At 56.7% G+C, this 13,497-nt stretch carries 12 protein-coding genes; 10 read left to right on the plus strand and 2 right to left on the minus strand.

Going from position 1 to position 13,497, the window contains the following annotated elements:
* Window positions 1-15: 15 nt before the first annotated feature.
* The gene (idnO, locus tag FCN80_RS08495; protein WP_136989725.1) at window positions 16-780 is read right to left on the minus strand and encodes a gluconate 5-dehydrogenase; all 765 of its coding nucleotides are present in this window, start codon (window positions 778-780) and stop codon (window positions 16-18) included.
* A 347-nt stretch (window positions 781-1,127) separates the two neighbouring features.
* Between idnO and FCN80_RS08500 the strand changes: the two genes are divergently transcribed.
* The 8 genes from FCN80_RS08500 (at window position 1,128) to FCN80_RS08535 (ending at window position 10,442) form a co-directional block, all read left to right on the plus strand.
* Window positions 1,128-2,120, plus strand: coding sequence for a LacI family DNA-binding transcriptional regulator (locus FCN80_RS08500; RefSeq protein ID WP_136989726.1), 993 nt, complete (start codon window positions 1,128-1,130; stop codon window positions 2,118-2,120).
* A gap of 209 nt (window positions 2,121-2,329) precedes the next feature.
* The gene (locus tag FCN80_RS08505) at window positions 2,330-3,277 is read left to right on the plus strand and encodes a 2-hydroxyacid dehydrogenase (protein ID WP_136989727.1); all 948 of its coding nucleotides are present in this window, start codon (window positions 2,330-2,332) and stop codon (window positions 3,275-3,277) included.
* Window positions 3,278-3,330: 53 nt separating this feature from the next.
* The gene (locus tag FCN80_RS08510) at window positions 3,331-4,638 is read left to right on the plus strand and encodes an MFS transporter (RefSeq protein ID WP_136989728.1); all 1,308 of its coding nucleotides are present in this window, start codon (window positions 3,331-3,333) and stop codon (window positions 4,636-4,638) included.
* Window positions 4,639-4,938: 300 nt separating this feature from the next.
* Window positions 4,939-5,658, plus strand: coding sequence for a DUF969 domain-containing protein (locus FCN80_RS08515; protein ID WP_136989729.1), 720 nt, complete (start codon window positions 4,939-4,941; stop codon window positions 5,656-5,658).
* Window positions 5,655-6,641 (plus strand): DUF979 domain-containing protein, encoded by a 987-nt coding sequence (locus FCN80_RS08520; RefSeq protein WP_136989730.1) that lies wholly within the window; start codon window positions 5,655-5,657, stop codon window positions 6,639-6,641. The genes FCN80_RS08515 and FCN80_RS08520 overlap by 4 nt, the downstream gene beginning before the upstream one ends.
* Before the next feature lie 47 nt (window positions 6,642-6,688).
* A complete protein-coding gene (locus FCN80_RS08525) occupies window positions 6,689-7,690 on the plus strand; it encodes a DUF2891 domain-containing protein (protein WP_136989731.1) in 1,002 nt (333 codons plus the stop codon).
* Between the two features lie 509 nt (window positions 7,691-8,199).
* Window positions 8,200-9,435 (plus strand): Ig-like domain-containing protein, encoded by a 1,236-nt coding sequence (locus FCN80_RS08530; RefSeq protein ID WP_136989732.1) that lies wholly within the window; start codon window positions 8,200-8,202, stop codon window positions 9,433-9,435.
* 95 nt (window positions 9,436-9,530) lie between these two features.
* Complete coding sequence (locus FCN80_RS08535) at window positions 9,531-10,442, plus strand: Ig-like domain-containing protein (protein ID WP_136989733.1); 912 nt, start codon at window positions 9,531-9,533, stop codon at window positions 10,440-10,442.
* A 205-nt stretch (window positions 10,443-10,647) separates the two neighbouring features.
* Here the strand turns inward: FCN80_RS08535 and FCN80_RS08540 are convergent, their stop codons facing one another.
* The gene (locus FCN80_RS08540; protein WP_230492564.1) at window positions 10,648-11,337 is read right to left on the minus strand and encodes a phospholipase D family nuclease; all 690 of its coding nucleotides are present in this window, start codon (window positions 11,335-11,337) and stop codon (window positions 10,648-10,650) included.
* A gap of 452 nt (window positions 11,338-11,789) precedes the next feature.
* Here FCN80_RS08540 and FCN80_RS08550 point away from each other — a divergent pair, with 452 nt between their 5' ends.
* Both FCN80_RS08550 and lpxP read left to right on the plus strand, forming a co-directional pair.
* Entirely contained in the window at window positions 11,790-12,155 is a 366-nt protein-coding gene (locus tag FCN80_RS08550; protein WP_136989734.1) for an RcnB family protein, read from the plus strand.
* Window positions 12,156-12,526: 371 nt separating this feature from the next.
* Window positions 12,527-13,453, plus strand: coding sequence for a kdo(2)-lipid IV(A) palmitoleoyltransferase (gene lpxP / locus FCN80_RS08555; RefSeq protein WP_136989735.1), 927 nt, complete (start codon window positions 12,527-12,529; stop codon window positions 13,451-13,453).
* Window positions 13,454-13,497: the final 44 nt, after the last annotated feature.

Consider the following 13,497-nt stretch of genomic DNA (forward strand, 5'->3'; position numbering starts at 1 on the left):
GGGTTACGCGTTTTTTTAAACCGCGACCAGCATACCGCCGTCGACGAACAGCACATGGCCGTTGACAAAATCCGACGCCTTTGAGGAAAGGAAAACCGCGGCGCCCACCAATTCTTGCGGATCGCCCCATCGGGCGGCGGGCGTGCGTTTACATAGCCAATCGGTAAACGCCTGGTCATCCACCAGCGCCTGTGTCATGGCGGTTTTAAAATAACCGGGCGCGATACCATTAACCTGGATATTGTATCTGGCCAGTTCAACGCACATCCCGCGCGTCAGCATTTTGACCGCGCCTTTTGCCGCGGCGTAGGGGGTGATGGTATCACGGCCCAGTTCGCTCTGCATTGAGCAGATATTGACAATCTTTCCTTGCCGGCGGCCGACCATCCGTTTGGCCACCGCTTGCGAAACAAGAAATACCGCGGTTTGATTCACTGAAATCACGTCATTCCATTCCTGTACCGGGAATTCGGTAAAGGGGTGGCGGCGCTGAATACCGGCGTTGTTGAATAAGGCATCAATGGGTCCGAAGTCTTTTTCGATATCTCCGATGGCCTGCTCAACCCCTTGCGGATCCGTCACGTTAAACACGGCGACATGCGCTTTTGCGCCGCTCTCGCGTAATTTCACCGCTGCTTGTTCCGCGCGTGTCGGGGAAATATCATTAATAATGATTTCCGCGCCATAATTTGCCAGTCCCTGCGCCATGACAAGCCCTATTCCCTGTCCGGAACCGGTAATTAAAATACGTTTATTTTCCAAGTTAAAAAGATCGTTCATGTGTTTTCCTGTCATATCCACAACCCGTCATCGGCAAGGCCGGATAAGGGTTTAAATCGCGCCAAGAGACTGGCCGCCCGCGGGAATGCATCGGGAACATGACGCATGGCCGTACAGCCGCCGGCTGTTTCCGCTACCTATCACACGGTTTTTGCCGGGGTGAAACTGTGACGAAGATCACTTAAGGTGATGTTACGAAGTACGGTTACGCCAAGTGTGATCCGACCGGGAAAACCCGTCGGCCATGGGCCTTTCCGGCCGGCCATCGACGACGCGCGCGGATTTTCTTTTACCGGTTCAGCAGGCATAATAACCGGATACCATGGACGTCTTGACTGGCATCGAAAATGAAAATGCAACGCATCACATTGGATGATATCGCCGAACTGGCGGGGGTAACCAAAATGACCGTCAGCCGTTATCTACGTACTCCGGAAAAGGTCAAACCGGAAACGTCCGAGCGGATCGCCAGTGTCATCGCGGAAGTCGGCTACCAGCCTGATCCGGATAATCCCGCCATCAGCGGCCATGCGTTGCCGCGTATCGGTATTCTGGTGCCCTCTTTCAATAATCAGATATTCGCCGATCTGCTGGCGGGCATCGAATCGGTCACCGCGCCTCAGGGCTATCAGACGCTAGTGGTCAATTATGATTACGACAGGCAGAGGGAAGAGGAGCAAATCGCCACGGTGTTGGCGTTCAACGTCAAAGCCTTGTTATTGACCGAGTCGGTGCATACTGTCCGTGCCGAGAAATATCTCAAAGCGTCGAAAATTCCCATCGCCGAGGTGATGGGATTGGCCGATAATCCTGATCGCGTCAATGTGGGTTTCGATAATTACGGCGCGGGTTTCGACATGACCAATATGTTATTGGCCAGCGGTAAACGGCATATCGTCTATTTCGGCTCCATGTCGGATGTGCGCGACGAGCAGCGTTTCGCCGGCTACTGCAAAGCAATGGCGGATGTCGGGTTGCCGAGCGGGCGGATTGCGCCCAACAAGATCTCCTCCGTATCCATCGGAGCGGGAATGATGACCCTGGCACGGCAGATGTATCCGCAACTGGACGGTATTTTATGCACCAATGACGACCTGGCGGTGGGCGTGTTACAAGAGTGTGTCGCCTCCGGCATCCGCGTGCCGGAGAACATGGCTATCGCCGGCTTTCACGGGCTGGAAATCGGCCAAGTCACCACGCCGAAACTTGCCAGCGTTCTGACTCCCCGCTTTGCCATGGGTAAAGCAGCCACCGAAATATTAATCAAGAAAATCAAAGGGATTCCCTGCATCGACAAAGTGGATTTGCATTATCGCCTATTGATGGGCGAGACCATCTGACGCCGCCGGCATACCGGCCGGGCCCAGGCATTATCCCGAGGCGCCTACGCCTGCCCAGGCGGTATCCCCCCGATTTGCGCTTCCGATCACGTCCCTGGTAACAGCTCAGCTTAACACGATTCAGCGTGACGAAGATCGCAAAAATCCCGCCAGGGAAACCGTTTGATAGTAGCCAGTCACGTTAACATACTCTCAAACAGGTCCTCCCCATGAATACACCCCAAAACCCTGCCGTGCTGTTAATCGCCCCGGTCAGCGAGACGCTGCAAGAGCGCCTCGCCTCGGTGTCCGTCGTGCATCGTCTTTACGAGCAACCGGCCCCGCAAACCTTTTTGCAGAAATATGGGCCGCAGATAGGCGCCGTGGTCACCCGCGGCGATGTCGGCGTGGACAACGCCACATTGGCCCTGTTGCCGCGGGCCGGCCTGGTTGCCATTTTCGGTGTCGGCACCGATGCGGTGGATTTGGCCTATACCCGCGCGCGCCGCATCGCGGTGACCATCACCTCCGGCGTGCTGACCAATGATGTGGCCGATTTGGCCATGGCGTTATTGCTGGCGGGCGCCCGACGGCTTTGCGGCAACGATCGGTTCGTGCGCGAGGGGCGCTGGCTGGCTTCGTCGCCCGGTCTGGGCACTCAGGTCAGCGGCAAGCGGATCGGTATTCTGGGGATGGGCAATATCGGTAGGGCTATCGCCCGGCGCGCCGCGGGCTTTGATATGCAGATACGTTATCACGACCGTGAGCCGCTGCCGGAACGGGAATATTTGTGGCGCGACTCTGTCGATGCCCTGGCGCGAGACAGTGACTTTCTGGTGATCGCCGCTTCCGGCGGCGCGGCCAACCGGGGGCTGATAAACGCGGCCGTGCTCAACGCCATGCCCGCCCACGCTTGGCTCATTAATGTCGCGCGAGGCTCGCTGGTGGACGAAGACGCGCTGATTCAGGCGTTGCAAACAGGCGGTATCGCCGGCGCCGGTCTGGATGTCTATGCCGATGAACCGCATGTCCCGTCGGATCTGCTTGCCCTGGATAATGTGATTTTGCTGCCCCATGTGGCCAGCGCCACGGCAGAAACGCGTCAAAAAATGGGCGATGTGCTGTTTGCGAATGTGCAGGCGTATTTCAACGGGGCGGTATTGCCTAACGCAATTTGATGTTGCGCGATGCGTTTTTTTAAAGCAAAGGTGTCTCCCTCTGAGGAAAAAATATGAACGAAAATATACCCGGAACACGCTGGTTTCGTATTATCGCGCCCGTTCTGTTGGCCTGTATTATTTCATTTATGGATAGGGTGAATATCAGTTTCGCTTTGCCGGGCGGACTGGAGCAGGATCTGGGTATCACCAGCCAGATGGCGGGCATCGCCAGCGGGATCTTTTTTATCGGCTATTTATTTTTGCAAATTCCCGGCGGCCGCATTGCCGTTCATGGCAGCGGTAAACGATTCATCATCTGGTCGCTTATCGCCTGGGCCGTCGTGTCCATCGCCACCGGATGGGTCACGCACGGGTACCAGCTACTGGCGTTGCGATTTATCCTCGGCGTATCTGAAGGGGGGATGCTGCCCGTTGTGCTGACCATGATAAGCAATTGGTTTCCGGAAAAAGAACTGGGGCGGGCCAATGCTCTGGTGATGATGTTCGCTCCCCTGGGCGGGATGTTGACGGCCCCGATTTCGGGGGGGATTATCGCCGCGCTGGATTGGCGATGGCTGTTTATCATTGAGGGCCTGCTCTCGCTGGTGGTGTTGTTGATCTGGTGGCATCTGATAAGCGATAGACCCGAAGAGGCCCGCTGGCTGCCCGCTCGGGAACGCGATTATCTGGTGAGCGAACTGGCCCGGCAACGCGAGGCCAGGCTGGCGGAAGAACCGGCAAGCAAGGCGCCGGTAACGGACGTTTTCCGCAACCCCGGGTTGCTCAAGCTGGTGGTGCTGAATTTCTTTTACCAGACCGGCGATTACGGCTACACCTTGTGGCTGCCCACCATTCTCAAGAATCTAACGGGAACCAATATGGCCGGCGTGGGGGTGTTGGCGATTTTGCCCTTTATCGCCACGATGGCCGGCATCCTGCTCATCTCCTTGTTTAGCGATCGTAGCGGCCGGCTTCGTCTGTGGGTGCGTCTATCCCTTTATTGCTTCGCCGCGTCGCTGCTGGCTTCCGTGGCGCTAAGGGAGCATGTGGCGGCGGCCTATATCGCGCTGGTGTGCTGCGGGTTGTTCCTGAAAGCGGCCACCGGTCCGTTCTGGTCAATGCCCGGCCGTATCGCCTCTCCCGAAGTGGCCGGCAGCGCCCGCGGGGTCATTAACGGTCTGGGCAACCTGGGGGGATTTTGCGGTCCCTATCTGGTGGGGGTGATGATTTATCTCTATGGGCAGAACGTGGCGGTCTGCGCGCTGGCGGGGTCGCTGTTTATCGCCGGGACAATCACCTTCTTTCTGCCGGACAACTGCGATTTGGCGGACAATGACGGGAAACCGCTGCTAAAAAGCAAACGATCCGCCAGCATGTGACTCTCTGGCCGAGGCGATCCCGGAACCGGTCTTTGAGCACCAAAATTGTTCCCTTTGCACAATAGGATGGCAATGTGCCGGCTTAAGGCCGGTCGTTCGCGGGAGAACCACGACGAGACGATGCATGCCCTTTGCGCGGTAACGGCGCCGTGACGCGCCATCCGCCCGCCCGTCACCCTTCGCGGCACGAATTATGCAAATCCATGCCTGGTCGCGTGCCCGGGAGCGGCCCCGCTGCGGCGCTTTTCGCGCCCCGCGGACGACATCTATATCGGGTCTCTTCTGAAAGGGTGAATGTGTATGGATAGCTCGACTTTACTGCCCTTGATCGGCATCCCCGTCGTGGTTCTTGGTTTCGCGCTGCGTTTTAATCCTCTGCTGGTGGTGGTCATCGCGGGCCTGACGACCGGTCTTGCCACGGGAATGGATCTGGGCATGTTGCTGGAAACCTTCGGCGAAAAGTTCGTCAGCAGCCGGTCGCTGGCGACGTTTATCCTGATTTTGCCGGTGATTGGCCTGCTGGAATATTACGGACTGAAAGAGCGCGCCCAAATGTGGATAGCGCATATCGCCAGCGCGACGTCGGCGCGTATCCTGATGCTGTACTTTCTGGTGCGGGAGGGCACGGCCGCGCTCGGCCTCAATTCGCTGGGCGGTCATGCGCAAACGGTACGCCCATTGCTGGCGCCGATGGCCGAGGGCGCCGCGCTCAACCTGTATGGCGAATTACCCCGGCATATCCGTGATAAAATTCGGGCCCATGCCGCCGCGTGCGATAATATCGCCGTCTTTTTCGGCGAGGACATTTTTATCGCTTTCGGCGCCGTGTTGCTTATCGATGCGTTTTTGAGGGAAAACGGCATCACCAACATCGAGCCGTTGCATATCGGTCTGTGGGCTTTGCCCACGGCGCTTTCCGCGCTGGTTATCCATTTCTTCCGGCTCGCCCGGCTGGACGCCGCCATCCGGCGCGATGTCGAAGCCTGGCGGCAAAGCCAGGGCGCGGGAGAACAACAATGAGCACCTTGCTGACGATTAATCGCGTCTATTATTTGATTGGCTTGATTGTTATGGTGCTGGTGGCGATGACCCTGCGTGACCGGGGTCATCCGAAACGCTTCACCACCGCGTTGTTCTGGTTCCTGTTCGGCGCGATATTCCTGTTCGGTGATTTGCTGATAGCCCATCTGGGTCAATCCCTGGGCTACCGTATCATCGGCGGCGCCGTGGTGGTTATCGCGCTATTGGCCGGGTCAGGCCGGGTCGGTATGGGGCGCTATGCCATGTCTTCGCTGCAAGAGCGGGAAACCTCGGCCCGCAAGCTGAAAAACGGACTATTTGCGCCGGCGTTGCTGATTCCGGTCGTGACGGTGGTCGGCACGCTGACGATGAAGGGCGTGTCCATCGGCGGCGTCTATATTCTCGATCAACGGCAGTTGACGCTGGCATCCCTTTGCGTCGCCTGCGTGATTGCGCTTTTGTGCGGCTGGGCGCTGACCCGCGGGACGCCTTTGCACGCCATTCGCCAGTCGCGCCGCCTGGTGGACACCATCGGCTGGGCCATCATTTTGCCGCAAATGCTGGCGATGCTGGGGGGCGTGTTCGTGGTGGCAAAAACCGGCGATGCCGTACAGCATGTGGTGAGTCAGTTCATCAACCCGGAAAACCGCTTTATGCTGGTGGTGATATACTGCGTGGGAATGGCGCTGTTTACCATGATCATGGGAAACGCGTTCGCGGCGTTTCCGGTGATGAGCGCCGGTATCGGCCTGCCGCTACTGGCAATCCACCACCATGGCGATCCGGCGCCGCTGATGGCCATCGGCATGTACGCCGGCTATTGTGGAACGCTGATGACCCCCATGGCGGCCAATTTTAATATCGTGCCCGCCGCGCTGCTGGAACTGAAAGACAAGTATCAGGTCATTAAAGTCCAGATCCCCACCGCTATCGTATTGCTGGTGGTCAATATCTTCCTGATGTATTTCATTGTATTCCGTTAGCCATGTCCGCCGCGCCCGATGCATCGCGGCGGCGAGAGGAGTGAACCATGCCGCTTACCCGACAACAGGCGGAAGATTTCGCCCGTATGCCCTTGACCTATCTCCGCCAGGAATATCCAAACCATATCATGCATTTGCTTAATGGCGCTCAGGATATCCAGTCCCCCCGGGAACTGCATCCGATATTCTATGGCTGTTTCGACTGGCATTCGGCGGTGCATGGCTATTGGCTGTTGCTACGCTGTCTGCGTCATTTCCCGACGCTATCCTGCCGCGACGCCATCGCCGCGCTGTTTGAGCAACATTTCACCCGACCCGGCGCCTTGCGGGAGAGGGATTATTTTCAGGCGCCTTTTCGGGCGTCCTTCGAGCGGCCCTATGGCTACGGCTGGCTGTTGGCGCTGGATCAGGAACTGGCCGCATCGGCATTTCCCGGCGCGGCGCGATGGCGCGAGGCGCTACAGCCGTTAACCGGGGATATACGCGAACGGTTAATAAACTACCTGGATAAACTGAGCTACCCGGTCAGAGTGGGCACCCATTTCAATACCGCCTTCGCATTGATACTGGCGATGGATCATGCCCGGTCGATGCGGGACAGGGCGCTTGAACAGGCAATCGCCGCGGCCGCGGCGGGATATTACCAAGCGGATACCGACTATCCGGCCCATTACGAGCCGGCCGGCGACGACTATCTTTCCGGCGCGCTAACCGAGGCACTGTTGATGAGCAAACTGCTTGGCCGGGAATTCGCTCCCTGGTTCGATAAATTTTTACCGGGTATCGAGCGCATCACGCCGTTGCTGCAACCGGCGCGGGTCAGCGATCGCACCGATCCGAAAATCGCCCATCTCGACGGCCTGAATCTGAGCAGGGCCTGGTGTTTGCGGCGTATCGGCCAATGCCTGCCGCAAAAACACCCCGCCCAACCCTGCTTACGGGAAGCCACCGAACGCCATCTATCCGCCAGCGTCCCCCACGTGGTCGGTAGTCATTACAGCGGCGGCCATTGGCTGGCCAGCTTCGCCATGCTGGCGTTGGAGGAATAGCCGGCCGCGGCGGCCGGCTTCCCATGGCTCAACACGCGGCGGGCCGGCCCTGGGACGTTAATCGGCAGGGGGTGCCCCCGCGCGGGGGACACAGACAGGCCGACTCGTCAAGGCGGGATGTCCCTCTGTGAATTTTGGCAATCCAAACATTAAAAAAGCGCATTGAAATTTTCCACGCTAATGCGATAGTGATGATTATCAAGGTGCAGTTTGTATATTCTCTATCACATTGCCGTTGTGATATTTTAATTACGCCGATTGGAAAATAAAAATAGGGGTAATTCCTCTATTTATTTTTCAATATTACCGCATGATCAATGAATTATAAACTGGCCCAATACGGTTCTACCATGCTCTCGAATATTTGAACGCCATCAGGGCGGTATTGCCGGTACGGTACAATTCGACCTATTTAAAATCGCCATTTAGGAATAACGTTTGCCAACTATTTTGGCTCATTTCCAAGGAGAAATAGCCGCACTCTTTGAAAACTCTCACAAGAGGTCATTATGTCAAATATCAATAAAGAAGGCGCGATGCCGCCATCAGATTATCGCTTGACATTAGAGACAACTTCTCATGCCGTGGCCAATGGCCATGACAGAAATCATGCCACGGCGCGATTAACCCGCAACGATATCCCCTTGGCCGGGCAAGAGGTGATGTTTGCCGTGGACGGCGATGCCAAGTTCACCAATGGCGCCCAGCAGGTGACGGCGGCGACTGACCGCCAAGGGGACGCGGTGGCGTCGTTTACTGATACGCTGCCGGAAACCGTACAGGTTTTATGCCACTACCATCAGCTCTTCACCAGCCGAAGCGCGACGTTTCAACCTGGGCAGAGACTGGATGCCCGTAACATTTCCGTGGAACAAATCGTCGACGATGTCCCCGCCAACGGAAATGATGCCAATCTGCTCCGCTATCGGGTCTTTGACGGGTCAAATCAGCCTATCGTCGGTATTTTCATCACCTTCAGCGCGAATCCTGCCAGCACTCACCTTTCGGCGACGGAGGGCATTACCAATGCGAACGGGACTTTCGATTTATACATTCGCAGCCAGCAGGCCGGCCAAGCGTTGATCATCGCGCGACTCACGCAATACCCCGCCGTCGATAACTATACCTATGTAAATTTTATCCCTGTCACTTATTATCAAATCGATTCCTTTACCAATGAAAATTACGCGCCAATAAACAGTGGCCGCAATCGCATTACCTTTACGTTGTCGCAACGCAATGGCGTCCCTGTTGCCGGACAGATCTTGTTATTCGCCGTTCCCGTCGGCTCCGGCGCATCGGTCACTCCCACATCCGGCGTGACCAACGCGCAAGGCCAGGTGGAAGTCTCCATTACCAGCAGCGTTGTCGGACTGGTATTGGTGCAAGCGAGATTGAATAGCGATTTGTCAGTCAGCACCGGCGTATTCGTCGAATTTACCTCCGGGTTACCTCAATATAGCATCGTCAACGATCCGCGCGTGAATAACTCGCCGGCAAACGGCATCGCCCAGAATGTCATTGTCTATACCTTGTTCACCCGTTTTGATCAAATTGTTCCCAATCAAACGCTGCTATTCGATGTTACGGGCGACGCGCAGCTTTCGGCATCCCAGGGTATCACTGATTCGGCGGGGCAATTTACCTTGCAATTGACGAGCCGGACCGCGGAAGACGTCACGGTGACCGCCCGGGTGCAAAGCGATACCGCATCGGTAAGCCGGGTCGTCATGACATTTGTCTGATACGCCTGACATTGTCCCTGAGGGACTTTCCGGCGATCCGGGTCTTCCAATGACCTGGATCGCCAATGCGGCCGATTTTTAGCGAGGAACACCTCATGCAGCATGAAACATTTCCTATCATCATCGATGGTCGTGAATATGATCTAAAACTGTCGGCGACCTCCAATGCCGCCGCCGACGGATGTGAATCCAATAGCGTTACCGCCATGGTGACATGCCAGGGCGCGCCCGCGGCCGACCGGCCACTGTTTTTCTGTGTGGGCGGGTCGGCCGCGTTCCACAATAAGACGCAAACCGTGAAAACCCGAACCGACGATTTGGGGCAGGCAACGGTATTTTTCACTGATACGGTAGTCGAGGACGTGTTGCTTTCCTGTCAGATTGAAAATATTACCCAATTTGCCCAATCCCACTTTGGTGTCAGGGCGGCGGTGACATTGAGCGTCATGGTGGTGGCCAATAACGCGCCGGCGGACGGCCAAAGCAGGAATATTCTCGAGTATGCCGTCCGGGATGCCGCAACCGGCCGCCCTGTGCTTTATGAAGTCGTTGATTTTACCGTTACCGGCAGCGCGACATTATCGCGGGGGGCGGCATTAACCGATTATTTCGGCAGTACCCATGTGGAGGTGGTCAACACCGTCGCCGAATCCGTTATCGTCAATGCGCGGGTCCGGCACACGATGACGGCGGTCAACCACACCCTGGTTCATTTCAGAGAGGGACAGGCACAATATCGACTGACCAGCGAAGTCCGCCGTGACGCCAATGGCAGCAACGAGGTTTTCCATACGTTAACCAACATCGCCACCGGTGAAGGGGTTCCCGGCGAGCGGATGCGGATATTTTGCAGCGACGTTCATAACTTCCTGCATACCACGTCTCGCACCAATGACAATGGCACGGTAAGGGAGTATTACGGTCGCGTGGGCCACGATGTGGTCATGTTTGCCGTTTGGGAACAAGATCCCGCGGTGAATGCGACGTTTACCTTGCGGGCCTTATGAGCATCCCCATGGTTCCGTGCCATATCCGGTTGCCGCTTTACCGGTTCTGTCCGCCCGCCCCGGTCCCCCCATCCGCCCGTGCGGCCGGGGACCGGCCGTCGTGGCGCAAGCCGGAGCCGCGGGCGGGGGATCCCGTTAACGCGCCGGCGCGGGATCAGCGGGTGTGCCGTAAGACCCGGTCCTTCCGGGCGGGGAGGATGTCAAATCAATAGCTGCTGGCGTAATCCCTGCCCCGATTCCAACGATCCTGCCAATGCGCCAGATACTGTCTGGCCAACGCCGGATCGTCATCGATCAGGATGGCATTCTCGGAGTTGGATTTGTTGGCGCTGGCGGTGTAGTTGTAGCTGCCGGTTTCCACCGACTTGCCGTCGATGATGATCACTTTGTCATGCTGAATTTTGAAATCGCTGTCAGTACGCAGCGGAATGCCGCTATTGACCATCAAATTCATGGCGGCCTTGCTGGCCTTGCTGTGATTGCCTTTTTCATCAATCACGATTTCGACATCCACACCGCGTTTTTTGGCGGCCATCAACGCCTGCATTACCGTCGGATCGGTGAAGGAGTAAGCCATCATGCGGATCGAGCCACGGGCGGATCCGATGGAATCCAGCACCAGTTGGTGCGCGGAGCCTTCCGGCGAGAAACCCACGCGGAGGGTTGTCGCGCCGGCCGGCGCGATGATACCGCTGGCGGCCAGGAGAATAAAAGCAAGCAGAGTCCGTTTCTTCATGGTGTATACCCGTGTGATATGTCGCTGGGCGTTAACGTAAGCCATCCGGCGCACAACCGGATGGCCTTTGGCGATAAACCGATCAGCCCGGCCCGCCGCCGGGGCCTCCACCGCCGGGGCCTCCACCGCCAGGGCCCCCGCCGCCAAAGCCTCCGCCACCTGGCCCGCCGCCCGGCCCCCATCCCGGTCCCCACCAAACGCAGCCGCCCAGAGAGGATGCCAGCAGCATTGCGGTCAACAATAAAACAATTTTTTTCATGCAATACCCCTTTTTGTGGAAATAACTGGATTTTGGCGAATCAGGCATTGACCCGATACCAGATAAAGACGAATTTAAGCATAGGCATCACTTCGTCGACGCAAATACCCCGCAATTGAATGGGTTGGCGTAGATACAGGATATACTTTTTCGTTAGATTCCAAATAAAAATATCCTTTAGAAAATTCTGGAATTTCTAGCGCGGGGAAATTTTCCCGTGAAGATAACTACATATTGAAAATCACTTTAATAAATTCATTCGATAATTTGACGATTTCTTTACATAATGGGTAACTATACTCTAATCAATTCAAGTAATTTAGATTGCTAAGAGCCATAAAAGGAGTTCGGCATGGATAAACTCAGAAAAATGTCCCCGGTAGTGGTGTTATTCGCCGTCGGTTGTTTCGCTTCCGGATTCGCGCTGGCGGAGGGGCCGGGCGGTCCGGATGGGGGACGTCCGCCCATTGAAAAAAAACACGGCGGCCCGGAAATGGGACGCCATTTTGCCTATAGAGGCCACGATTTTGAGCGGGGCAAACCGGCGCCGCAAGATTTCCGCGGCCGGGATTTCCGGGTCGACAACTGGCGGGATAAAGGTTTGCCGCCGCCTCCTGAGGGACAATACTGGTCCTATATCAACGGCAATTATGTGCTGATTGCCGCGACAACCGGCATCATTACCTCCATTATTCTCAACAGTGCCGCGCATCGCTGAAAACCGGCCGTGAAACCCGCCTGGAAACCGCAGTGGTTTCCAGGCGGGTAACTTCCCCCCATGCCGTTATCAACGGTCTGAAATGGTCCATGGCCGCGCCGTAAACGGAAACAACACGCATACTTTATTCTTTTTTAATGATGGGAAAACTTTTTGAAGTGTATCCTGTCTTATGCACACCCGTACCGCTTACAGAAGTCACGGTTTCTCTATGCGATACATGACCATTTATCCCCGCCATGCTTCACGTCGCCTCTTTGTCGGCCGCGTTCGCGCCCCCGGCCACCTGGTCGGCTATGCTCCCGGGGACGCGCTTGCTTGCCGCCGCGATGCGACACGAAGCCATTAGAGAAGAGTAAAACAGGCTTTACATGCGTAAAACATCCGCTTTCTCGCGCCAATTGCTCCATCCGCGCTACTGGATCACCTGGCTCGGTCTTGGATTACTGATTTTGCTGGTTCAACTTCCCTATCCGGTATTGATGGCGCTCGGGCGCGGGGTAGGGTTGTCGGCGCGCCCCTTTCTCAAACGCCGGGAAGACATCACCCGGCGCAATATTCGATTGTGTTTCCCGACCATGCCGGCGTCTTCCGTTGATACGCTGGTGGCGGAAAACTTCGCTTCCCTCGGCATGGCGCTGATGGAAACCGGCATGGCCTGGTTTTGGCCGGATAACCGCGTCAAGCGCTGGTTTGATGTTTCGGGTCTGCAACACCTGCGCGCCGCCAGTAAGCATCATCGCGGGGTGATGGTCATCGGCGTGCATTTCATGTCGCTGGAACTGGGCGGACGGGTCATGGGCCTGTGCCAGCCGATGATGGCGATGTATCGCCCGCACAACAACCAGGCGATGGAGTGGATGCAGACCAAGGGACGTATGCGTTCCAACAAGGCAATGATCGATCGCAAGGATTTGCGCGGTATGGTCCATGCCCTAAAGCAGGGTGAATCAGTATGGTTCGCGCCCGATCAGGATTACGGTCCGCGCGGCAGTGTTTTCGCGCCGTTGTTCGCCGTACCGCAGGCGGCCACCACTAACGGCACCTTCGTCCTCTGTCATCTGGCCAAGCCGGCGATGCTGACGGTGGTGCTGATTCGCAAGCCGCGCAATCAGGGTTACCAACTGGTTATTCAACCTGAAATCACCGATTATCCCGCCGAGGATGCGCTGTCCGCCGCCGCCTATATGAACCGGATCATTGAAACCGAGATACTGCGCGCACCCGAACAGTATCTTTGGTTGCATCGCCGGTTCAAGACCCGGCCGGTTGGGAAGCCCTCGCTGTATGTCGATTAACGCGGCCGCGTGAAGGCTCTGGCGGATGGCGGGTACCGTCATAC

Origin of the sequence: Martelella alba, from assembly GCF_005217455.1 — a bacterium.
Taxonomy (GTDB): domain Bacteria; phylum Pseudomonadota; class Gammaproteobacteria; order Enterobacterales; family Enterobacteriaceae; genus Acerihabitans.